The organism is Pseudomonas sp. EB271-G4-1, from assembly GCF_058791355.1.
This window is the reverse complement of record NZ_JBYTEO010000002.1, coordinates 179,196-200,850: the sequence shown is the minus strand read 5'-3', so window position 1 is coordinate 200,850 and position 21,655 is coordinate 179,196. Positions and strand designations below refer to the sequence as shown.

Here is a 21,655-nt window from a genome sequence, read left to right as displayed (position 1 = left end):
TCATCGGTTCGTTGTCTGGCGCAGCAGCATGGTGCCACCGCGCTGGGTAAATTCAAGTTTGTTCAGCGCGCTCATACCGAGCAGCACTTGATCGCCATCCAGGCCTGGCACGACGATGGCGCGCACATCACGCAACACAATGTCGCCCAGTTGCAGCCGGTCGACGCGGGTTCGATAACCCTCGGTGCGACCATTGGCGGTGCTCAGGGTCACCCCGAAGCCTTGTTCCAGTTTCAGCCGCTGCGCCAATTGTGCCGGGATCGCCACATCGGTCGCCCCGGTATCGAGCATGAAATTCACCGGCTGACCATTGATATGGCCGCTGGCAACGAAATGTCCCTGGCCGTTGCCGATCAGTTTCACTTCGACGAAACCATCGCCGAGCTCCGAGCTCACTACCACATTCGGGTTTTGCTGACGCTCTTCCCACTGGCCGAAAAAACGCGTCGCCAGGAACAACGCGGCGCACCAGGCCAAGACCATCAAGACGCGACCGGCACGTTTGCCCGGCGTTTGCTGGCTCATGGCTTGGCACTCCAGCCACCTTCAGGTGCAGCGAAGCGCCAGACGATCGGACGTACCTCGCCATCGGCGCGGGCACCGTTGTTGTTATCGACACCGATCCAGGCACCCTCGGCGTCCACGATCAACGCTTCGGTCAGTGCAAAGCCCTGGGGATAACGACGATTTTCCTGCAATGCCTCATCGGCAAAGGACCAGCAGCGTTCGACCTTGGCAGTCACCGCATCACGACGACAAATCTCGTACGCGTTGCGCTCGAGGGTAAACAACTTGCCGTCGAACCATGACAAATCGGCAAAATCCCGGGGCATCGCTCTGGCGCTGGGAAATTGTGCAGGTTGCATTTCCTTTCCCCCTTCACTCAACAGCACACAACCGCCGTCGCAGTCCCACACGGTTTGCTTGCGCTTGATCAGTAGCAACCCGCGACTCTCGCGCTCGGCAGCCAACCACAACTGGTCACCTTGCGGATTGATCGCCAGGCCTTCGAACAATGCATTGAAACGCAGCAACAGCCCACTGGCCCGGGCCTCGCGAACCATGATCGGCGAAATCTTCAGCCAGGAGGTCGGTCCGGTTGGCGGAATTTGCAGCACCGCCGCATGGGACTCACTGACCACGTAGCGATTTCCGGCGCTGTCGCAGGTGATCCCTTCGAAATCCAAGTCACCGCCACGCACGAACGACGACACCCAGGCCCGCGAACGCAAACCCCAGGGCAAGCCGCTGTCGGGTACGGGCGGGACACCGATGCCCACCGCTTCCGCGTGCCAGGCACCCTCGCCAGTCTCCAGGCGGTAGATCTGATCGTCGTCGCGGTCGGAGACTGTCCACAGCTCGTTGCCGCACTGGGCCAGCCCGGACAGGTTGCCACCGCGCATGCCGTCCACGGCATGTTCGGACAACAGGCGCAACTGCGGTGTCGGCTTGGCAGACACCGTCATCGAGGTCAGCAGCAACGCACACGCCAGGGCAAAGCCCAGCCGCATCAGCCCAGCACCTCCGCCAGGTTGCCCTTGGACTCCAGCCAGTTCTTGCGGTCACCGGCGCGCTTTTTCGCCAGCAGCATGTCCATCATTTCCGAAGTCGCGGCGAAATCCTCACCGAGGGTCAGCTGCACCAGACGCCGGGTATTGGGGTCCATGGTGGTTTCGCGCAACTGCGGTGGGTTCATCTCACCCAGGCCTTTGAATCGAGTGACCTGCGGCTTGCCGCGTTTCTTCTCGGCCACCAGGCGATCGAGAATCCCGTCGCGCTCGGCTTCATCCAAGGCGTAGTAGATCTCTTTGCCCAGGTCGATACGGTACAGCGGCGGCATGGCGACGTAGACGTGACCAGCGTCCACCAATGGGCGGAAATGCTGGACGAACAATGCACAGAGCAGCGTTGCAATGTGCAGCCCGTCGGAGTCGGCGTCAGCGAGGATGCAGATCTTGCCGTAGCGCAGCTGGCTCATGTCCGCGGCGCCCGGATCGACGCCAATGGCCACGGCAATGTTGTGCACTTCCTGGCTGGCCAGCACTTCGCTGCCGTCGACTTCCCAGGTGTTGAGGATCTTGCCGCGCAACGGCAGGATCGCCTGGAACTCTTTGTCCCGCGCCTGCTTGGCCGAACCGCCGGCGGAATCACCTTCCACCAGGAACAACTCGGAACGCATCGGGTCCTGCCCGGCGCAATCGGCGAGCTTGCCCGGCAATGCCGGCCCCTGGGTGATGCGCTTGCGCTCGACCTTTTTGCTGGCCTTCAGGCGACGACCGGCGTTGCTGATCGCCAGTTCTGCCAGCGCCAGACCGGTTTCCGGGTGGGCGTTGAGCCACAGGCTGAAGGCGTCCTTGACCACGCCAGAGACGAACGCCGCCGCTTCCCGGGACGACAGACGTTCCTTGGTCTGCCCGGAGAATTGCGGCTCCTGCATCTTCATCGACAGCACAAAAGCGATGCGCTCCCAGACGTCTTCCGGCGCCAGCTTCACACCGCGTGGCAACAGGCTGCGGAACTCGCAGAACTCGCGCATGGCGTCGAGCAAGCCTTGGCGCAGGCCGTTGACGTGAGTACCGCCCTGGGCGGTCGGGATCAGGTTGACGTAGCTTTCCTGCACTGCGTCGCCACCTTCCGGCAGCCACAGCAGCGCCCAGTCCACGGCTTCCTTGTTACCGGCCAGGCTGCCGCAGAACGGCTCGTCCGGCAGACGCTCGAATTCGCTGACGGCATCGACCAGGTAGGAACGCAGGCCATCTTCGTAATGCCATTCGACTTTCTCGCCGCTGGCCTTGTCTTCAAAACTGACCAGCAACCCCGGGCACAGGACGGCCTTGGCCTTGAGCACGTGCTTGAGGCGGCTGATGGAGAATTTCGGAGAATCGAAGTATTTCGGGTCCGGGGCGAAGAACACGCTGGTCCCGGTGTTGCGCTTGCCAACCGTACCGACGATTTCCAGCTCGGTTTTCTTGTAACCGTCGGCGAAGGTCATCTGGTATTCGTTGCCGTCACGTTTTACACGCACCCGGACTTCGGTCGACAAGGCGTTGACCACCGAAATACCCACCCCGTGCAGACCGCCGGAGAACTGGTAGTTCTTGTTGGAGAACTTGCCGCCCGCATGAAGCTTGGTGAGGATCAGTTCGACGCCCGAAACGCCTTCTTCGGGATGGATATCCACTGGCATGCCACGGCCGTCATCGCTGACTTCCAGCGAGTGATCGGCGTGGAGGATGACCTGCACCGATTTGGCATGCCCGGCCAAGGCTTCGTCGACACTGTTGTCGATGACTTCCTGGGCGAGGTGGTTCGGCCGACTGGTATCGGTGTACATGCCGGGGCGTTTACGCACCGGGTCGAGGCCCGAGAGGACTTCGATGGCGTCGGCGTTATAAGAGCTAGCGCTGGGAGTGGCCATGGGGTCTCGTCGTCAGTCTTTCATTGAAAATAGGGGCAAGGTTTCACAGCGCGGTGAAATCAATCGCCTGGTACAAATCTGCGCCAATGCCGGCAAAACTCAGCATTGCCGGAAGCCGCTCGGCGAAACCCTGGAAACCATGGTCGCCACCCGCCTGGATGCGTAAGGCACAAGCCCGGTAATACTGCTGGGCAAGGCGATAGTCCAGCGTTTCGTCACCGGTCTGCAACCATACCTGATAGCGCTGTGGGTCTTGGGGTGCCGGCACTTCCAGCTCGGCGAGGGCCGTCACGTGGTCGTGGGTCATTTCCCAAGTCTGTTCGGTATACAGGTTTTTCTGTGTACCCAGGAACCCGTCGAACATCCGATGCGGGCTGACGGCAGGGTTGATCAACAGGGCTTTCAAGCCATGGCGCTCGGCCAGGTGAGTCGCATAGTAGCCGCCGAGTGAGCTTCCGACCAGCAGCGGTCGTCCGAGCGCTTCAATCGCCTGCTCCAGCTGGCCAATGGCCTCGCGGGGATGGTGATGCAGGGCCGGCACACGCAGATGGTCGCTCAAGCCCAGGCGCTCCATCACGTCACTCAACTGAGTGGCCTTTTTCGACGCCGGCGCGCTGTTGAAGCCATGGATATAAAGGATCGAGCCGGACATGAAGACTCCCTGTGGGTCGGGTAAGGAAGGCGGAGTTTACAGGGTGTCGCAGATGTTGGATGCCCCCTGTAGGAGCGAGCATGCTCGAGATGGTCGCCAACGATAACGCTGGTGACCTGTTTTCCAGTGTCGTCATCGCGTTTTTCGCGAGCGTGCTCGCTCCTACAGTGACGGTGGGCGTGTCAGTAACCGTCGGAGCCGTAATCGACCTGGAAGTCGAAGCCGGTCACACGTTCCACACCCGTTTCAAGCCGCCCATCCGGCAACAGCCGTAACCAGCGATACCCCGGAGCCTGCTCTCCGACCTTGAAATCCTCACTGCCCGGTTCGAACTGAATGCAGGTCGATGGCGAGGCAATCAGACGCACGTTGTTACGCAATTGATCGATTTCCTGATGCACATGCCCCCACAGCACGGCGCGCACCTGTGGAAAGCGATCCAGAACCTCAAAAAAAGCTTCAGGATTACGCAGCCCGATGGGCTCCATCCACGCACAGCCGATCGATACGGGGTGGTGGTGCAAGCACACCAGATGGTGCCGCTCCGGTGCTTCGCTCAATGAACGAGCCAGCAGTTGTAACTGTTCGTCCTGCAAATACCCCGGCACCGAGCCGGGCACTGCCGAGTCGAGCAGTGTGACCCGCCAGTTGCCGATATCCACCACCGAGTCCAGCAAAGCACTTTGCACCGCGGCCTCGGCCATGATTTGCGGCTCGTCGTGGTTGCCGGGAATCCAACGGGCCGGCGCGTCGAGCTGCCGGGTCAATTCACGAAACTGCTGGTATGACGCAAGAGTACCGTCCTGGGACAGATCGCCCGTGGCCAGGAGCAGATCGATCTGCGACTGCTGCACTCGCACCAATTCAATGACTTTTTGCAGACTGTCGCGGGTATTCATGCCCAACAGCGTGCCGTGCACCTCGCCAAACAGATGACTGTCGGAGAGTTGCACCAGGAATGCCGGATCGGCGCTGGTCAATGAGGATACGCTCGGCAAGGTGTTCTCCCAGGACGTGAACACGGATTGGGTGAGAGACGTGATTATGCTGGGAGACGATCGAAAGGGGAAACCTGTGAACCTGACGCGGTTCACAACTAACGGACGACTTCGTACTCATGCCCCAGTGCCAGGCAATGGCTCAGCCACTCGCCCAGAAACATGTTTAGCTGGGCCTTTTCGTCGGGCTGGTGCATCGAGGCGTTCGGGTAAGGATAGATGCCGCGAAAGCGCCGTGCATGTTCGGCGCTGACCACTTCGGCCATGCACGCGTCGTGATAGACCTGCACTTCCAGTTGCGGCACCGGCAGCCACGGCAGGCTGTGTTCCTGCCGCACCTGCAGGGTCGTGGTGTAGGGACAAACCTGCAGCACTTCCAGCGCCAGCACGCCCAGCATCTGGTCGCCATGGGTCACGGCAATCCGCCGCGCCGCTGGCTCGCTGCGCATGTCCGGCAACAGTCGCATAAGGCGCGCGTAGTTCGCCTCACAGGACGCCTGCAGCCCCACGAGGTCCACCCGATAGCGATCGCGCAACTTGTTTACGACCATAGCCCCCTCACTTCAACGCGGTTCAGTGCCAGCCATTGCAAGGCAATGATGCTGGGCGCGTTGGCAATACGTCCGTCGCGTACGGCTTGCAGGGCATCTTCAAACGCCCACACCGTGACGCGGATATCTTCAGCCTCTTCCTCCAGCCCATGCAGGCCGCCTACCCCACTACTATCGCAACGTCCGAGGTACAAATGCACGAATTCGTTGCTGCCGCCCGGCGATGGAAAATATCGGGTCATCGGCCACAGTGCCCCAATCACAAGCCCAGCTTCCTCCTGCGCTTCGCGGTGAGCAACTTCTTCCGGTTGCTCATCCTTGTCGATCAGACCAGCGACCAGTTCGATCAGCCATGGATTGTCAGTCTTGCCCATGGCGCCGACGCGAAACTGCTCGATCAGTACCACTTCGTCGCGCTTCGGGTCATAGGGCAGCATGCACACCGCATCGTGGCGCACGAACAGTTCACGGCTGATCTCGCGACTCATGCCGCCGGCGAACAATTCGTGGCGCAAGTGCACGCGATCGAGCTTGTAGAAACCCTCGAAGCACTTTTCACGCCGAACGATATCCACGGCGGTCGGAATGGCTTTGGCAAAATCAGTCATGACTATCCTCTTACTTCAAACCGATACGAGGTTCATTCCCGGAACCTCGACTTCGCGCCATCCTAACGCGCCCGTGAGGTTTGATGCAGCCCCTTTACCTTCATCGAGATAGACGGTGAGTACGAAACCCACTCTAATTAGCTTAGTGGCGAACTGACTGCTCCGTTGATAGTCGAAGCGGGTAACTTTTTGCCTTTCCCTGTTTTATCAAGGACACCCATGTCACTTTTTAAAATTGCCTCCGTGGCCGCTCTCGCCCTGACCCTTGGCGCTTGCCAGAGCCTGTTCCAGCCCAATTATCGCGCGCCGCTGGAAACCACCCGCGACGCCACCGAGCAGCTCAAGCCAGGCTGTTCGGACCAGGACTGCCCGCTGGTGAACATCGACACCCTGCACTTTCCCGCCGAGCCTGCGCTTGACGGCATCATCGAAAAACGCCTGCTGCAAATGACCCGCACCTCGCCCGACGCCCCGGTGGCGCCGACACTGGCGGCCTATCGCGAACAATTTTTGCGCACCGCCGGCCCGCGCAACAGCAGCTATTTGCAGGCCAAGGTACGTGAACAGCATGACGGACTGGTGATCATCGAATTGTCCAGTTACCTGGACACCGGCGGCGCCCATGGCACACCGGGACGAGGTTTCATCAACTACTCGCGCCAACAGCAGAAAGTGCTGACGCTTTCGGACATGCTGGTGCCAGGGCAGGAAGAGGCGTTCTGGAAAGCGGCGCAGGTGGCGCACAACAGCTGGTTGATCAGCACCAAGCTCGATCAGGAACCGGAGTTCGTCAAGAGCTGGCCGTTCCAGAAAACCCAGAACGTGGCGCTGACCTATGGCGGGGTGATCCTCAAGTACGAAACCAGCAGCATCGCGCCTTACGCGCTGGGCCATGTCGAATTGAAGATCCCCTACCCTCGCCTGAACGGCATCATCAAGCCCGAGCTGTTTCCTGGCCGTAACTGAAGGCCCGACCCAGCACCAACTGCAGCAGCCCTGCGAGGATCAACGCCGGCAGGGTTGCGCCAATATCCGGATACAGATTAGCCAGCAGGTGATAGGTGCTGACCCCGCCCAACCAGGCGAGCAGCGCCGGCCAGCGCAATGCAGCTGAGGCAACCTGGCCACTGCGCTTGCGCAGGATGAAGTGATCCACCAGCACCACGCCGAACAGCGGCGCGAACACCGAGCCGATCAACAGCAGGAAGTTCTGGTACTGGGCCAGTGGTGCCAGCAAGGCGATCAGGGTGCAGATCACGCCAATGGCCAAGGCCAGGTGCTCGACTTTCAGGCGCAATAGAATCCCGCTGGAAACGGCTGCCGAGTGAATGTCGGCGAAGGCGTTTTCCGATTCGTCCAGCAGAATCAGCAACAGTGGAATACCCAGGCCCGCGCCCGCCAATGCCAACAGCAAGGCATTGACTTCACCGCTCGGCGCGAACGCCAGGGTGTAGGCCACGCCCAGGCTCATCAGCCAGAAGTTACCGATAAAGAAGCCGATTGCGGTACCACCGAAAACGTTTTTCGCCCGCTTGCCGAAACGCGAGTAGTCGGCGATCAGCGGCAGCCACGACAGCGGCATCGCGATGGCAATGTCAAAACCTACGGCAAACGGCATCGAACCGTCGCCGGCCTGGGCCCACAAGGCGGCCAGGTCGGCCTTGGCGAACAGGTTCCAGGTCAGCCAGATGCACGCTGCCAGCAGCAGCCAGATGCCCCATTTGCGCAGGATCTGGCGCACGAAGGTCAAGGGGCCGCTGACGGCCAACAGGGTCGCAAGCGCGCCGAAAAACAGCGTCCACAGCACTGGATTGGACAGCGCACTGCCATCGCTGAAGGCCTTTGCGCCCAACAGGCTGGCGGCATCGCGCATGACGATGATCTCGAACGAGCCCCAACCAATCAGCTGCAGCAGGTTCAGTACGGCTGGCAGGCTCGCGCCCCGATTGCCCAGGCTAAGCTTGAGCGCGGCCATCGACGACAGGCCGGTATCGCTGCCGATCACGCCGACGGCGGCCAGCAACAGGACGCCGACCAGCGTGCCGAGGAAAATAGCCAGCAAAGAGCCGGACAGACCCAGGCCTGGCGCGAGCAACGCACCGGTCTGCAAGACCATCAGGCCGATGCCGAGAGAGAACCACAGGGAAAAAAGATCGCGACCGCCGAACACACGCTTGTCGGCTGGCACCGCGATGCCAGGTGAATAAGTACTCGGTTGAATGCTCAAGGGTGTTATCTCAGAGGGACATTTGTTGTGATGTGTGATCGTTCCCACGCTCTGCGTGGGAATGCCTCAAGGGACGCTCTGCGTCCAGTGGCGCGGAGCGTCACGGGCTGCATTCCCACGCAGAGCGTGGGAACGATCAGCACGAGGTTGTCAGATCAAACTTTCTGGTAAAGCTGACTGCCTTCCTGCTTGAAGCGCTCGGCCTGTTCGGCCATGCCTTGGGCGACGTCCACGTCCACCGCTTCGATCCGTTGGTTGGCCGCATACTCGCGGACTTCCTGGGTGATCTTCATCGAGCAGAATTTCGGCCCGCACATGGAGCAGAAGTGCGCGACCTTGGCCGAATCCTTCGGCAACGTCTCATCGTGATACGAACGAGCGGTGTCCGGATCCAGGCCCAGGTTGAACTGGTCTTCCCAACGGAATTCGAAACGCGCCTTGCTCAAGGCATTGTCGCGGATCTGCGCGCCGGGATGTCCTTTGGCCAGATCGGCGGCGTGCGCGGCGATCTTGTAGGTGATGATCCCGGTCTTCACGTCATCCTTGTTCGGCAGCCCCAAATGCTCCTTCGGCGTCACGTAGCAGAGCATGGCGCAACCGAACCAGCCGATCATCGCCGCACCGATGCCGGAGGTGATGTGGTCGTAGCCCGGCGCAATGTCGGTGGTCAGCGGGCCGAGGGTGTAGAACGGCGCTTCGTCGCAGCACTCGAGCTGCTTGTCCATGTTCTCCTTGATCAACTGCATCGGCACGTGGCCCGGGCCTTCGATCATGCACTGCACGTCGTGCTTCCAGGCGATCTTGGTCAGCTCGCCGAGGGTTTCCAGTTCGCCGAACTGCGCTTCGTCGTTGGCATCGGCAATCGAGCCCGGACGCAGGCCATCGCCCAGCGAGAAGCTGACGTCGTAGGCCTTCATGATTTCGCAGATGTCTTCGAAATGGGTGTAGAGGAAGTTCTCCTTGTGGTGCGCCAGGCACCACTTGGCCATGATCGAACCGCCACGGGAAACGATGCCGGTCACGCGCTTGGCGGTCATCGGCACGTAGCGCAACAATACGCCGGCGTGGATGGTGAAGTAGTCGACACCCTGCTCGGCTTGCTCGATCAGCGTGTCGCGGAACAGCTCCCAGGTCAGGTCTTCGGCCACACCACCGACTTTTTCCAGGGCCTGGTAGATCGGCACGGTGCCGATTGGTACCGGCGAGTTGCGGATGATCCACTCGCGAGTTTCGTGAATGTGCTTGCCGGTGGACAGGTCCATGACCGTGTCCGAACCCCAGCGAATGCCCCAGGTCAGTTTCGCCACTTCTTCTTCGATGGACGAACCCAGGGCACTGTTGCCGATGTTGCCGTTGATCTTCACCAGGAAGTTACGGCCGATGATCATCGGTTCCAGCTCGGTGTGGTTGATGTTGGCCGGAATGATCGCGCGACCGCGGGCAATCTCGTCACGGACAAACTCTGGTGTGATGATTTTCGGCACGCTGGCGCCGAAGCTGTGTCCGGCGTGTTGCTGGTCCAGCAGGCCGGCGGCGCGGGCCACTTCCAGCTTCATGTTTTCGCGGATGGCGACGTATTCCATCTCGGCGGTGATGATGCCTTTGCGCGCGTAATGCATCTGGCTGACGTTGGCGCCCGGCTTGGCGCGACGCGGGTTGTTGACGTGGGCGAAGCGCAGCTTGGTCAGTTCCGGATCGGCAAGGCGCTCCTGGCCGAAATTGGAACTCAGGCCACTCAGGCGCTCGGTGTCACCGCGGGATTCGATCCATGGCGAGCGCACATCGGCCAAGCCTTTGCGCACATCGATGATGACATTGGGATCGGTGTAAGGGCCCGAGGTGTCGTACACCACCACCGGCGCGTTGACCTCGCCTCCGAAGTCGGTCGGCGTCACGTCCAGGCTGATTTCGCGCATCGGCACGAGGATGTCCGGGCGAGTACCCTGGACATAGATTTTTTGCGAACGGGTAAACGGCTGAACCGATTGTTGATCGACCTTGGCCGAGTCACTCAGGTTGGTGGCGATTTTTGCTTTTGTAGTCATCACGGGCTCTCCAGACAGCATCCAGGCAGTGGAATTTTGTCGGAGCGAACCTGTAAACGAATGGACGCACGTGCGCTGGGAAAACCAGCTGTGCTGTGCTCAGTGCTCGAGGGGTGTTCGATTGTCGAACAACATCCCGGACGAAGCACAAGAGGACTCGCCGGGTGACGAGAAATCTTGTTCCCTACGCAGGCGCTAACCTGATCAGGTTCAACGGGATCCGAAATTATTCGATCTCAGCCTCATAGCAAGGCACCCCGACAAGAACCCGGCCAGTCTAGACATAACTGCCCAAGAACGCCAACACCGCTGCAAACACCGTGATGAATGGCGCAATTACAGGATTGTTGCGGGACGAGCGCGCAACTACACTCGCTACGGCCACGCTGCGCATTGACGCTGCAGGTGCCGCGCCGTAGCCTTGGCGCTCAAATTATCAGCATAATCTTTTAGGGATCGCCTCATGCTGCGCAAACTCTCACTGGCCCTTGCCGTGTCTTGTGCGTCCAATGGAATGGCCTGGGCAGCAGAAGCGCCCTTATCGACCAAGACCGATCTGGTCAGCGTCTATCAGGAAGCGGTCAACAACAACGCCGACCTCGCCGCCGCCATCGCCCAATATGGCGCCCAGAAGGAAGTCGTGCCCCAGGCCCGCGCAGGCTTGCTGCCCAACCTGTCGGGCGGCGCCAATGTCTCCAACGTACGCACGGCCATCGACCAGCCTTCGGCCACGACCAACCGCAATGCGCATTCGTACCAGGCAACCCTGGCGCAACCGCTTTTCCGCGCCGATCGCTGGTTCCAGTTCCAGGCCGCCAAGGACGTCAATGAACAGGCTGCGCTGCAACTCTCCGCGACCCAGCAGAACCTGATCCTGCAGACCGCCGACAGTTACTTCAACGTGTTGCGCAGCCAGGACAACCTTGCCTCGACCAAGGCCGAGGAAGCCGCGTTCAAGCGTCAACTCGATCAGTCCAACGAACGCTTCGATGTCGGGCTCTCGGACAAGACCGATGTGCTCAACTCACAAGCCAGCTACGACACCGCACGCGCCAATCGCATCGTTGCCCAGCGCCAGGTGGATGATGCCTTTGAAGCCCTGGTGACACTGACCAACCGCCAGTACAACTCGATCCAGGGCATCAGCCACAACTTGCCGATCCTCCCGCCAGCACCGAACGACGCCAAAGCCTGGGTCGAAACGGCGGCCAAGCAAAACCTCAACCTACTGGCCAGCAACTACGCCGTCAGCGCTGCCGAGCAAACACTCAAACAGCGCAAGGCTGGACATGCGCCGACCCTCGACGCCGTGGCGCAGTACGAAAAAGGCGACAACGATGCGTTGGGTTTCAGCAACCCGAACGGCTTTCCCCAGGCCTATGGCGGTAACGTCGAGCAAACCACCGTGGGCCTGCAATTGAACATCCCGATCTACAGCGGCGGCCTGATCAACTCCCAGGTGCGCCAGTCCTATGCGCAACTGGACCAGACCGAACAGCAACGCGAATCCCTGCGCCGGCAAATCGTCGAAAACACCCGCGACCTTCACCGTGCGGTGAATACTGACGTCGAGCAGGTGCAGGCGCGCAAGCAGTCGATCATCTCCAACCAGAGTGCTGTGGAAGCGACGGAAATCGGCTATCAGGTAGGTACGCGCAACATCGTCGACGTGCTGGATGCGCAGCGTTCGCTCTACACCTCGGTACGCGACTACAACAACACCCGCTACGACTACATCCTCGACAACCTGCGCTTGAAGCAGCAGGCCGGTACATTGAACCCGGGGGATCTGCAGGATCTGGCACGTTGGCTCAACCCCAACTACAACCCGGACAAGGACTTCCTGCCGCCGGACCTGGCGAAGGCTGCGGCGGAACAACTCAAGGCCCGCCCCTGAGAAACTGTAGAAGCAGGCTTGCTGGCGAGGGCGATTTCAAGAACGCCATCGCCAGCAAGCCGGCTCCTACAGGTTAGCGGTCAATTAAACGGCCTAATCCATCCAGCAACCGCTGCAACGCCCCCTGATTGGTGCGCATCACCTTCAACCCCGCCTCGGCCATCCGCTGCGCATCCCGCGGAAATTCGAACAGCCGCTGCACCGCCACCGCCAGCCCTTGTGCATCCTCAACCTCCTGCAATGCGCCGGCACTGCGTAACTGCGCGGCAATTTCAAGGAAGTTGAACAGGTGCGGGCCACTGAGCACCGGTTTGGCCAAAGCCGCCGGCTCAAGCAGGTTATGCCCGCCATTAGGCACCAGGCTGCCGCCAACGAATGCGCTGTCGGCCAGGGCGTAGAGAAACAACAGTTCGCCCATGGTGTCACCCAATAGCACCGATGTGGCGGCGGTGACCGCTTCTGCGCTGGAACGCCGCACCGTGGCAAAACCCTGCTGGCGGCACAGTTCGAATACCGCATTGAAACGCTCGGGATGGCGCGGCACCAGAATCAGCAAGGCGTCGGGATGGCTCGCCAGCAACTGGCGATGGGCCGCCAGTACCACCTCGTCTTCGCCATCATGGGTACTGGCGGCGATCCACACCGGGCGTTCCAAGGCCTGCCATTGCCCGCGCAACTCGGCTGCACGTTGCAACAGTTGCGGATCGATGGTCAGGTCGAACTTGATCGAGCCGGTGACCTCAACGGTTTCCGCCCGCGCACCCAACTCACGAAAACGCTGGGCCTCGGCCTCGGTCTGCACCGCGAACAGGCTCATCTCGCCCAACATCGGCCCGGTCAGCTTACCGAAGCGGCCATAGCCCCTGGCCGAACGTTCAGACAGTCGAGCATTGGCCAGGGCCACGGGAATCCCCCGCCTGGCGCATTGATGGATATGGTTGGGCCAGAGCTCGGTTTCCATGATCACTGCCAGCTTCGGCCGGACCCGATCAAGAAAACGCTTGGCGGCGCACGGCAAGTCGTACGGCAAATAGCAGTGCTGGATGCGCGGTTCGTTGGCGAACAACGCCTGGATGCGCTCCGAGCCGGTCGGCGTCATGCAGGTCACGGTGATCGGCAGTTGTGGGTAACGCTGCAGCAAGGCCCGAATCATCGGCGCGGCGGCAATGCTTTCGCCCACAGACACCGCATGTACCCAGATCCCACCGGGCTTCATCGTCGGCATCCCGTAGGAGAAACGCTCGCCGATGCGCTTGGCATAGGCTGGTGCCTTGCGCGAGCGCAGCCACAGACGAATCGCCACCAATGGCAGCCCCAGGTAAAACAGCGCGGTGTAGAGAGTTCTATTCATGGCGGCGGAGTTTATCGGTTTTTTCACCGATAGCCTGCAAATGCACGGCAAAACGCTCCGCCAACCATCGAGCGGCCGGCCCGAGTGGCTCATCGCGGCGCCACACCAACTCAACCACCAAGGCCGGCGGGGTCCATTCGCTGGCCAATTCGACGATCAAGCCCTGGTATGCCGAGTACTGCACCACGTGCCGCGGCAGCCAGGCCCAGCCGAGGCCGCGTACCAGCCATTCGGCCATCACGTAAAAACTGTCGGCCCGCCAGACCTGCGGGCTGGCCGGTTCGCTGCCGGGGTAAATGCTGGACTGCGTGGACATCAGCAGCTGGCGATGCTGCGCCAGTTCCTGGCAATTCACTTCGGCCTTCGCCGCCAACGGATGCCCGACGCCACACACCGTGACCATCTCAACGCTGCCCAGCACCCGCCGTTCCAGGGCTTCAGGAATTTGATCGTGATAAAACAACAACCCCAGGTCGGCCCGCCGCTCCACCAGTTTGCGCGCCACATCGCCTTGGGCGGCGCTGGTCAGTTGCACTTCAAGGCTGGGAAATTTTTCCGCCAGGGCTTCAAAGCTTTCGATAACCGGCTGGTACGGCATGGCCTCGTCCTGTGCCAGGCGCAAGCGAGCTTCCTGGCCGCGCATCATCGCCAGCGCCCGGCCATTGAGGCGCTCGCATTGGCGCAGCACTTCACGCGCTTCTTCCAGCAAAGCGTTGCCGGCCTCGGTGAGTTTCGGCTGGCGACCGCTGCTGCGATCGAACAGGTTCACGCCCAGGTCTTCCTCCAGCAGTGCAATCGCGCTGCTAACCGCCGACTGGGCTTTGCGCTGGTCCCGTGCCACGGCAGAAAACGAACGCTGCTCCGCCACACCGACGAAAAGCCGCAGTTGTTCAAGATTCCATTGCATAGGGCAAACCCATCTTCTGAACAGATAGGTAATGACTTTACCGCATCTGGAGAATCTCTAGAATGCCGAACTCAGCAAGCAACACTTCATACGAGGATTGAACCATGACCGCTTACTACTACCTGGCCATTGCCATCTGCGCCGAAGTGATTGCCACTGTTTCGATGAAAGCGGTCAAGGGCTTCAGTACGCCGTTGCCGCTGCTGCTGGTCATCGTCGGCTACGGTATCGCCTTCTGGATGCTGACCCTGGTGGTGCGCAGCGTGCCGGTGGGCGTCGCTTACGCGGTATGGGCCGGCATGGGCATCGTGATGGTCAGCGTCGCGGCGTTGTTCATCTACGGGCAGAAGCTGGATGTGCCGGCAATGCTGGGGATGGCGATGATTGTGCTGGGGGTTGTGGTGATTCAGCTGTTCTCCAAGACTGCAGGGCATTAACACCTTGTAGGAGCCGGCTTGCTGCGGGCGGCGTTCCGACGATAGCGGTGAATCAGGACACCGTGTTGCAAGGATCGCCAGCAAGCCGGCTCCTACAGGGTCTGCTGTATCCCGTATACTGCGCCCTCGTCTTGAACACTGAGGTCGCTGCATGCCATCCGTTATTTCCACCGACGTTCTCATTGTCGGCGCTGGTGTTGCCGGCCTCTGGCTGAATGCGCGCCTGCGTCGCCAGGGCTTCTCGACCGTACTGGTGGAAAGCGCCAGCCTCGGCGGCGGGCAAAGTGTGAAGTCCCAGGGCATCATCCATGGTGGCGCCAAGTACGCTCTGCATGGCGCCCTGACCGGTGCCTCGGAAGCCATCGCCGACATGCCGCGTCGCTGGCGTGAAGCCCTGGCCGGGAATGGCGAACTGGATCTTTCGGGTGTGCGCCTGCTGTCCGAGGCGCACTACCTCTGGTCCCCGGGTACGATCGCCGGCAACCTCACCAGCTTCTTCGCCAGCAAAGCCGTGCGCGGTCGCGTCGATCAGGTCAAGGGCGATCAACTGCCGCCGGCCCTCCAGGACAAACGCTTCAAGGGCAAGGTCTATCGCCTGGCGGAACTGGTGATCGACGTACCAAGCCTGATCCAGCGCCTGGCCGACCTCGCGGGCGATGGCCTGCTCGCCGGCCAGAAGATCGAGCCGCTGCTGGAGGGTGGCGTGCTGGTTGGCCTGAAGGTGGACGAGCGCGAAATCCGCGCCCAACGCATCGTCTTGAGCGCCGGAGGCGGAACGGCGGCGTTGCTCGAAGCGTTGGGGCTGACCCAGCCCGCCATGCAACGTCGCCCGCTGCACATGATCATCGCCAAAGGCCCAAGCCTCAAACCGCTTTACGCCCATTGCCTGGGCGGTGGAACCAAACCACGCATTACCGTGACCACGCACCCGGCGGCCGATGGCCAGTGGGTCTGGTACCTGGGCGGCGATATCGCCGAAACCGAAGGCGTGAATCGTGAGCCGGTCGAACAAATCGCCACCGCGCAGAAAGAACTTGGCCAGTTATTGCCATGGATCGACCTCAGCACGGCGCGATGGGCAACGTTGCGTGTAGACCGTGCGGAACCACTGCAATCGGGGCTGACACGTCCCGACAACGCCTTCGTGGCCGAGGAAGGTCGCCTTCTGGTGGGCTGGCCAACCAAGCTGGCCCTGGCGCCGGACTTCGCCGACCGCGTCATCGCCAGCCTTGACCGCGATGGCATTCAACCGGGTCCTGTCACCGCTTTGCCGCCACTGCCAAGACCGCCGATGGCCATCCCGGCCTGGGAGCAATTGCTGCCATGAGCCAACCGACTCTGCACGACTTGCATCGTCCCCTGGGCAGCACCGGCCTGCTGGTATCGCCCCTGGGCCTGGGCACGGTAAAACTCGGCCGCGACCAAGGCGTGAAGTACCCCAATGGCTTCCAGATCCCCGACGACAATGAAGCGCGGATGTTGCTCAAGCTCACGCGCGACCTGGGAATCAACCTGATCGACACCGCGCCGGCCTATGGCCGCAGCGAAGAGCGCCTTGGCCCGTTGTTGCGTGGTCAGCGTCAGGATTGGGTGATCGTCAGCAAGGTCGGCGAAGAGTTTGCCGACGGCCTGTCCCGTCACGACTTCAGCGCCGCGCACACCCGTTTTTCTGTCGAACGCAGCCTGCAACGCCTTGAGACTGACTTCATCGACCTGGTGCTGGTGCACTCCGACGGCAACGACCTGGCGATCCTCGCTGAAAGCGAAGTTTATGCCACGCTCGCCGCGCTCAAGGCCGAAGGCAAGATCCGTGGCTTTGGCTTTTCCGGCAAGACAGTCGAAGGCGGCTTGAAGGCGCTGGAGCAAGGTGATTGCGCAATGGTCACCTACAATCTGAACGAGCAAAGCGAAAAAGCGGTCATTGACTATGCTGCTGCTCATGGCAAAGCCATTCTGGTCAAAAAAGCCCTCGCCAGCGGTCATGTGTGCCTGAGTCCAGGGGTGGACCCGGTGCGCGCCAGTTTCCAATTGTTGTTCGAACATCCCGGTGTGGCCAGCGCTATCGTTGGAACGATCAATCCGCTGCACCTCGCCCATAACGTGGCGACCGTTGCCCAGGTCCTACGTAGCAACTGATGCCGCCTCACGCGGCCTAAAGCAGGAGCCGACATGCCGCGTACGCTCATTAGAAAGAACCCGAGCAACTTCAAGACCCTGCCGTTATTCGTCGAAGCGACTCCCGAAGGCCTGAGTTATCAGAGCGTCGGGAGACCGTTGAATTTCGCCCAGATCCTGCAGCGTCGACGCCCGGTGAGCGTCGCCGATAAGGAACGGTTTTCCCTTGAATTGGCCAACCTTGGGGTCTCTGTACGCCTGACACTGCATTGGCAGAATCGCGATTACTGGGTGCTGGTGCGTCAACGGCGGCAGGATCGCGGCGACGTGGTGCTCAAGCTGATTTCCGGCTACGTGCCCGCCCATGAGCTGAATTTGCCGCTGCACACCGCCATTCAGGAAATCGCCGAAGAATGCCTGCTGGAAACCCCGGAAGGCTGGCTCGGCGGGCGCTTCAACGACACCTGGTTACCCGCCCCCTACTCGAGCGCACTGCACTACCGCGAAGCCCTGCCGTTTCGCCTGTCGCCGCTGTCCGGCTCGGCGCGTCCGGTGCGCTGCGCCAACCTGCCACTGATCGAACGGCCTCGGGCCTATGTGCACTTGCCGACCGCATCGCTGCAATTGATTTACGATTTACGCCTGGAGGTCCCCAAGGAAGCCAAATCCCTGAGCCTGTTTCACGTCGACGAACGACTGGAAGGCGATCAACTGGTGGCCCGCCTGGATCGCAAGCGCCCGGATCTGTACCTGATGCCGTTGAAGGATGGCCATCCCTTGGCCGAGCTCTACACCTTGAAAAAGGATCAACTGCACCCAGCAAGCACCCGTGGACTGTACCTGGCCGAAAGCTTTGCCAGGCAGGAAGGTTGGCTGGTGAAAGATGAGCGGATTCGCTGGAAAGACTGGGTACGGCAGCAGGGCTTGACGCCGCCAACGAAGGATTCGGGATTGGCGCGGTTGCGTGGCAAGGCCAAGCAACTGCTGAAGAAGATAGTACCGCGTAAGGCTGCGCGCCCCTGATCGTTCCCACGTGCAAGCCCGGGACGCAGAGCGCCCCAACAGCCGACGCAGAGCGTCCATAGTGGCATTCCCACGCAGAGCGTGGGAATGATCAGGAGAAGGGCTGTGTCATTCGGACTTGCGGATCTTCTCGACAATGGCAGTCGTGGAACTGTTTTCCACCAACCCCAGCACTTTCACCGTCCCGCCGTAAGCGGTCACGATGTCCGCACCGACCACCTGGTCAATCCCGTAGTCCCCACCCTTGACCAGCACATCCGGCTTCACCTCGCGCAGCAAGTTCTCCGGCGTGCCCTCAGCGAAGCTGATCACCCAATCGACGGCACCCAGGCCTGCCAGCACCGCCATGCGTCGGTCGACACTGTTGATCGGACGGCCAGGCCCTTTCAGGCGGCTGACCGACGCATCGTCGTTGACCGCAACGATCAGGCGATCGCCCTGCGCCCGTGCTTGCTCCAGGTACGTCACGTGCCCGGCATGCAGGATGTCGAAGCAACCGTTGGTGAAAACGATCTTCTCGTTATGCGCACGCGCATCATCGACTGCCAGCAATAGCTGCTCCAGGCCCAGCACACCGCGCTCGGAACCCTGATCGCGCTGGATGGCACGCCGCAATTCCGGCGCGCTGATGGCCGCCGTACCGAGCTTGCCGACCACGATGCCTGCCGCCAGGTTGGCCAGGCCCACTGCGTGTGGCAGTTCCTCGCCAGCAGCAATCGCCGCTGCCAAAGTGGAAATTACCGTATCGCCAGCACCGGTCACGTCGAACACTTCACGGGCACGTGCCGGCAGGTGCAATGCTGGATGATCCGGGCGCAGCAAGGTCATGCCGTGTTCGCCACGGGTCACCAGCAAGGCGCCCAGGTCCAGGTCGTGCATCAGCTTCGCGCCTTTGTTCACCAAATCATGCTCATCGACGCAACCTCCGACGATGGTTTCGAACTCGCTGAGGTTCGGCGTGATCAGGCTCGCACCGCGATAAATGGAAAAGTCCTTGCCCTTGGGATCCGCCAGCACCGGAATGCCTCGGGCACGGGCGGCCTGGATCAACGCCTGATGGTTTTTCAGCGCGCCCTTGCCGTAGTCGGACAGTACCAGCACCTTGATGCCTTCGAGCAGTTCATCGACCTGCACGGACAACGCCAAAGCGTCGGTGGCGAAGGGTTCTTCGAAGTCGATGCGCAGCAGTTGCTGGTGACGACTCATGACCCGCAGCTTGACGATGGTCGGCTGGTGGGCAATGCGCTGGAACAACGCGCGCACACCGGCACCCTTGAGACTATTGACCAGGCTGTCGGCGGCTTCATCGTCGCCGGTCACTCCGACCAGCGAAGCCGGCGCGCCGAGGGCGGCAATGTTCAACGCAACGTTGGCGGCACCGCCCGGGCGGTCCTCGATGTGATCGACCTTGACCACCGGTACTGGCGCCTCAGGGGAAATCCGTGAGGTACCACCATGCCAGTAACGGTCGAGCATGACATCGCCGACCACCAAGACAGGGGCTTGATCGAATCGCGGCATGGACAACTTCATGGAGCAACCCACATACAAAATGAACAGGGGCGCGATATTAACACAGGGTGAGTCAGGCTCACCCTGATGTCGGTATCAGGCGATGTCTTCGGCCGGCGTATCGAGCCCCATCGCATGCAGCCGCGAATAGTAGCCATTTTGCGCCAGCAATTGAGAGTGGGTCCCACGCTCGACGATTTCGCCGTGGTCCATCACCAGGATCAGGTCGGCCTTTTCGATAGTCGACAACCGGTGAGCGATGACCAGCGTGGTACGACCCTTCATGACTTGATCCAGCGCTGCCTGAATGTGGCGCTCGGACTCGGTATCAAGTGCCGAGGTTGCTTCATCGAGAATCAGCAACGGAGCATTTTTCAACAAGGCCCGGGCAATCGCCAGGCGCTGGCGCTGACCGCCGGACAGCAGTACGCCGTTTTCCCCGACCTGGGTATCCAGGCCTTGCGGCATCTGCGCGATGAAGTCCATTGCATAGGCGTCCGCGGCAGCCTTTTCAATGTCTTCGCGAGGTGCACCAGCCAAATCGCCGTAGGCGATATTGTTAGCGATGGTGTCATTGAACAGGGTCACATGCTGTGTGACCTGCGCTACGTGCCGACGCAGATTGCGCAAGCGATAGTCTTCGATTTCAACATCGTCGAGCAGGATCTCACCAACTTCATGATGGTAGAAGCGCGGTATCAGGCTGGCGAGAGTCGATTTGCCGCTGCCAGAGCGACCCACCAGGGCGATCATCTGTCCCGGCGCGGCGGTAAAGCTGATGTTCTTCAGCACCTCACGCTCTGTGCCTGGATAGGTGAAGCTCAGGTTGCGTACCTCCAGATAGCCGTTGACGCGATCACGTTCAACGGTTCCGTTGTCGACTTCCGGCTCAACGTCCAGTTGCTCGAAAATGCTTTCGGCACCAGCGACACCTTTCTGAATGGTCGAGCTGACTTCCGACAGCTGCCGGATCGGCTTGGGCAGCAGACCCGCCGCAGTGATGTAGGCCACCAGGTCACCGGCGGTTGCATCACCACGCAGGAGCAGCACCAGGAACATCAGAGCGGCCATGGCGGTGTAGATCACCAGCTGCAACATCGGCGTATAGACCGCACCGGTCTTGGTCATACGCAGTTGCTTGTCGGTGTTGCCCTGGCTGGCTTCGGCAAAACGCCGCTCTTCGTAGCTCTCGCCACCGAAACTGCGCACTACGCGATAACCCTGGATGGTCTCGGAAGCCACATGGGTCACGTCGCCCATCGCCACCTGGATCTTCTTGCTCTGCTTGCGGAATTTCTTGCTGGTATTACCCACCATGAATGCAATCAGCGGCAGGATCGCCAGCATCACGAGGGTCAGTTTCCAGTTCATCCACAGCAGGTAGGCAAACAGGAAGACCACGGTAAGGCCTTCGCGGATAACTACCTTGATGGCATCGGTGGCGGCACCGGTCACCATGGTCACGTTGAACGTGATTCGCGAGATCAGATGCCCGGAATTGTGGGTATCGAAGTAGCGATTCGGCAGGACCAGCAATTTATTGAACAACTCGACGCGCAGGTCATGCACCAGCCCCAATGACACCTTCGCCAGGTAATAGTTACCGAGGAAGGAGCCCAGGCCTTGCCACGCCGCGATCAGGATGATCAGCAATGGCACGGCCATCAGCAGCTGCAAGTCCTTCAGGTAGGGGACGTCGGGAAAGAGCACCGCTTCAGGATTGCTCAGGCCATCGACGAAATACTTGAGAATCCCCGCCAGCATCGGCTGTGTGGAGGCAAAGATCACGAAGCCCACGATACTCAGCAAGAAAAGACCGAGATAAGGTTTTACATAACCCAACAGCCGAAAATAGATTTTCAGGCTGGAGTCCTGTCCCGCTTTGGGCGGTGCGTCACTCATCGTAGAGCTCAC

Annotated in this window: 19 protein-coding genes and 1 riboswitch; of the genes, 6 read left to right on the top strand and 13 right to left on the bottom strand. The window is 60.8% G+C overall.

Annotation, left to right across the window (positions count from 1 at the left end):
* The 7 genes from AC3WWR_RS01895 to AC3WWR_RS01865 all read right to left on the bottom strand — a co-directional run bounded on the left by AC3WWR_RS01895 (position 1) and on the right by AC3WWR_RS01865 (position 6,227).
* The gene (locus tag AC3WWR_RS01895; protein ID WP_020798564.1) at positions 1–525 is read right to left on the bottom strand and encodes a retropepsin-like aspartic protease family protein; all 525 of its coding nucleotides are present in this window, start codon (positions 523–525) and stop codon (positions 1–3) included.
* Positions 522–1,511 carry an esterase-like activity of phytase family protein gene (locus AC3WWR_RS01890; RefSeq protein ID WP_020798565.1) on the bottom strand — a complete coding sequence of 330 codons (990 nt, stop codon included), beginning with the start codon at positions 1,509–1,511 and terminating at the stop codon, positions 522–524. Before AC3WWR_RS01890 ends, AC3WWR_RS01895 begins: the two co-directional genes overlap by 4 nt.
* Positions 1,511–3,418 carry a DNA topoisomerase IV subunit B gene (gene parE / locus AC3WWR_RS01885; protein ID WP_020798566.1) on the bottom strand — a complete coding sequence of 636 codons (1,908 nt, stop codon included), beginning with the start codon at positions 3,416–3,418 and terminating at the stop codon, positions 1,511–1,513. The genes AC3WWR_RS01890 and parE overlap by 1 nt, the downstream gene beginning before the upstream one ends.
* Positions 3,419–3,461: 43 nt before the next feature.
* The gene (locus tag AC3WWR_RS01880) at positions 3,462–4,070 is read right to left on the bottom strand and encodes a YqiA/YcfP family alpha/beta fold hydrolase (RefSeq protein ID WP_020798567.1); all 609 of its coding nucleotides are present in this window, start codon (positions 4,068–4,070) and stop codon (positions 3,462–3,464) included.
* A 182-nt stretch (positions 4,071–4,252) separates the two neighbouring features.
* Entirely contained in the window at positions 4,253–5,068 is an 816-nt protein-coding gene (gene cpdA / locus AC3WWR_RS01875) for a 3',5'-cyclic-AMP phosphodiesterase (protein ID WP_168757127.1), read from the bottom strand.
* Positions 5,069–5,166: 98 nt separating this feature from the next.
* Positions 5,167–5,619, bottom strand: coding sequence for a DUF1249 domain-containing protein (locus AC3WWR_RS01870; protein WP_008063540.1), 453 nt, complete (start codon positions 5,617–5,619; stop codon positions 5,167–5,169).
* Positions 5,610–6,227: an NUDIX domain-containing protein gene (locus AC3WWR_RS01865; RefSeq protein ID WP_020798570.1), complete on the bottom strand. Its 618-nt coding sequence runs from the start codon at positions 6,225–6,227 to the stop codon at positions 5,610–5,612. The genes AC3WWR_RS01870 and AC3WWR_RS01865 overlap by 10 nt, the downstream gene beginning before the upstream one ends.
* Before the next feature lie 219 nt (positions 6,228–6,446).
* Here AC3WWR_RS01865 and AC3WWR_RS01860 point away from each other — a divergent pair, with 219 nt between their 5' ends.
* Positions 6,447–7,193: an RsiV family protein gene (locus AC3WWR_RS01860; protein WP_008063538.1), complete on the top strand. Its 747-nt coding sequence runs from the start codon at positions 6,447–6,449 to the stop codon at positions 7,191–7,193.
* Here AC3WWR_RS01860 and cytX read toward each other — a convergent pair.
* Both cytX and thiC read right to left on the bottom strand, forming a co-directional pair.
* Positions 7,162–8,454 carry a putative hydroxymethylpyrimidine transporter CytX gene (gene cytX / locus AC3WWR_RS01855; RefSeq protein ID WP_042955490.1) on the bottom strand — a complete coding sequence of 431 codons (1,293 nt, stop codon included), beginning with the start codon at positions 8,452–8,454 and terminating at the stop codon, positions 7,162–7,164. The two genes, AC3WWR_RS01860 and cytX, sit on opposite strands and share 32 nt — an antisense overlap.
* Before the next feature lie 155 nt (positions 8,455–8,609).
* Complete coding sequence (thiC, locus tag AC3WWR_RS01850; protein ID WP_008063536.1) at positions 8,610–10,499, bottom strand: phosphomethylpyrimidine synthase ThiC; 1,890 nt, start codon at positions 10,497–10,499, stop codon at positions 8,610–8,612.
* A gap of 164 nt (positions 10,500–10,663) precedes the next feature.
* Positions 10,664–10,769, bottom strand: a riboswitch (TPP riboswitch).
* 193 nt (positions 10,770–10,962) lie between these two features.
* Here thiC and AC3WWR_RS01845 point away from each other — a divergent pair.
* Positions 10,963–12,396 (top strand): TolC family outer membrane protein, encoded by a 1,434-nt coding sequence (locus AC3WWR_RS01845; protein WP_020798574.1) that lies wholly within the window; start codon positions 10,963–10,965, stop codon positions 12,394–12,396.
* 73 nt (positions 12,397–12,469) lie between these two features.
* On the opposite strand, the gene waaA is transcribed toward AC3WWR_RS01845, so the two are convergent.
* Positions 12,470–13,747 carry a lipid IV(A) 3-deoxy-D-manno-octulosonic acid transferase gene (waaA, locus tag AC3WWR_RS01840; protein WP_020801204.1) on the bottom strand — a complete coding sequence of 426 codons (1,278 nt, stop codon included), beginning with the start codon at positions 13,745–13,747 and terminating at the stop codon, positions 12,470–12,472.
* Complete coding sequence (locus AC3WWR_RS01835) at positions 13,740–14,654, bottom strand: LysR family transcriptional regulator (RefSeq protein WP_083350046.1); 915 nt, start codon at positions 14,652–14,654, stop codon at positions 13,740–13,742. Before AC3WWR_RS01835 ends, waaA begins: the two co-directional genes overlap by 8 nt.
* Positions 14,655–14,758: 104 nt before the next feature.
* Between AC3WWR_RS01835 and AC3WWR_RS01830 the strand changes: the two genes are divergently transcribed.
* The 4 genes from AC3WWR_RS01830 (at position 14,759) to AC3WWR_RS01815 (ending at position 18,229) form a co-directional block, all read left to right on the top strand.
* Positions 14,759–15,091 carry a DMT family transporter gene (locus tag AC3WWR_RS01830; RefSeq protein WP_008055699.1) on the top strand — a complete coding sequence of 111 codons (333 nt, stop codon included), beginning with the start codon at positions 14,759–14,761 and terminating at the stop codon, positions 15,089–15,091.
* A gap of 151 nt (positions 15,092–15,242) precedes the next feature.
* A complete protein-coding gene (locus AC3WWR_RS01825; protein ID WP_033045423.1) occupies positions 15,243–16,418 on the top strand; it encodes an NAD(P)/FAD-dependent oxidoreductase in 1,176 nt (391 codons plus the stop codon).
* A complete protein-coding gene (locus AC3WWR_RS01820) occupies positions 16,415–17,227 on the top strand; it encodes an aldo/keto reductase (protein WP_432668917.1) in 813 nt (270 codons plus the stop codon). The genes AC3WWR_RS01825 and AC3WWR_RS01820 overlap by 4 nt, the downstream gene beginning before the upstream one ends.
* A 33-nt stretch (positions 17,228–17,260) precedes the next feature.
* Positions 17,261–18,229 carry a hypothetical protein gene (locus AC3WWR_RS01815; protein WP_020801209.1) on the top strand — a complete coding sequence of 323 codons (969 nt, stop codon included), beginning with the start codon at positions 17,261–17,263 and terminating at the stop codon, positions 18,227–18,229.
* A gap of 108 nt (positions 18,230–18,337) precedes the next feature.
* Here the strand turns inward: AC3WWR_RS01815 and hldE are convergent, their stop codons facing one another.
* The gene (gene hldE / locus AC3WWR_RS01810) at positions 18,338–19,762 is read right to left on the bottom strand and encodes a bifunctional D-glycero-beta-D-manno-heptose-7-phosphate kinase/D-glycero-beta-D-manno-heptose 1-phosphate adenylyltransferase HldE (protein ID WP_033039386.1); all 1,425 of its coding nucleotides are present in this window, start codon (positions 19,760–19,762) and stop codon (positions 18,338–18,340) included.
* Between the two features lie 75 nt (positions 19,763–19,837).
* Positions 19,838–21,643: a lipid A export permease/ATP-binding protein MsbA gene (msbA, locus tag AC3WWR_RS01805; RefSeq protein ID WP_020796232.1), complete on the bottom strand. Its 1,806-nt coding sequence runs from the start codon at positions 21,641–21,643 to the stop codon at positions 19,838–19,840.
* Between the last annotated feature and the right edge of the window lie 12 nt (positions 21,644–21,655).

Excerpts from the sequence above, each read along its gene's own strand:
- AC3WWR_RS01895 (WP_020798564.1), bottom strand. The coding sequence starts at position 525 with ATGAGCCAGCAAACGCCGGGCAAACGTGCCGGTCGCGTCTTGATGGTC.
- hldE (WP_033039386.1), bottom strand. The coding sequence starts at position 19,762 with ATGAAGTTGTCCATGCCGCGATTCGATCAAGCCCCTGTCTTGGTGGTC.
- AC3WWR_RS01860 (WP_008063538.1), top strand. The coding sequence starts at position 6,447 with ATGTCACTTTTTAAAATTGCCTCCGTGGCCGCTCTCGCCCTGACCCTT.
- waaA (WP_020801204.1), bottom strand. The coding sequence starts at position 13,747 with ATGAATAGAACTCTCTACACCGCGCTGTTTTACCTGGGGCTGCCATTG.
- AC3WWR_RS01865 (WP_020798570.1), bottom strand. The coding sequence starts at position 6,227 with ATGACTGATTTTGCCAAAGCCATTCCGACCGCCGTGGATATCGTTCGG.
- AC3WWR_RS01880 (WP_020798567.1), bottom strand. The coding sequence starts at position 4,070 with ATGTCCGGCTCGATCCTTTATATCCATGGCTTCAACAGCGCGCCGGCG.
- AC3WWR_RS01820 (WP_432668917.1), top strand. The coding sequence starts at position 16,415 with ATGAGCCAACCGACTCTGCACGACTTGCATCGTCCCCTGGGCAGCACC.
- AC3WWR_RS01835 (WP_083350046.1), bottom strand. The coding sequence starts at position 14,654 with ATGCAATGGAATCTTGAACAACTGCGGCTTTTCGTCGGTGTGGCGGAG.
- AC3WWR_RS01845 (WP_020798574.1), top strand. The coding sequence starts at position 10,963 with ATGCTGCGCAAACTCTCACTGGCCCTTGCCGTGTCTTGTGCGTCCAAT.
- AC3WWR_RS01890 (WP_020798565.1), bottom strand. The coding sequence starts at position 1,511 with ATGCGGCTGGGCTTTGCCCTGGCGTGTGCGTTGCTGCTGACCTCGATG.
- AC3WWR_RS01830 (WP_008055699.1), top strand. The coding sequence starts at position 14,759 with ATGACCGCTTACTACTACCTGGCCATTGCCATCTGCGCCGAAGTGATT.
- AC3WWR_RS01815 (WP_020801209.1), top strand. The coding sequence starts at position 17,261 with ATGCCGCGTACGCTCATTAGAAAGAACCCGAGCAACTTCAAGACCCTG.
- msbA (WP_020796232.1), bottom strand. The coding sequence starts at position 21,643 with ATGAGTGACGCACCGCCCAAAGCGGGACAGGACTCCAGCCTGAAAATC.
- parE (WP_020798566.1), bottom strand. The coding sequence starts at position 3,418 with ATGGCCACTCCCAGCGCTAGCTCTTATAACGCCGACGCCATCGAAGTC.
- AC3WWR_RS01870 (WP_008063540.1), bottom strand. The coding sequence starts at position 5,619 with ATGGTCGTAAACAAGTTGCGCGATCGCTATCGGGTGGACCTCGTGGGG.
- thiC (WP_008063536.1), bottom strand. The coding sequence starts at position 10,499 with ATGACTACAAAAGCAAAAATCGCCACCAACCTGAGTGACTCGGCCAAG.
- AC3WWR_RS01825 (WP_033045423.1), top strand. The coding sequence starts at position 15,243 with ATGCCATCCGTTATTTCCACCGACGTTCTCATTGTCGGCGCTGGTGTT.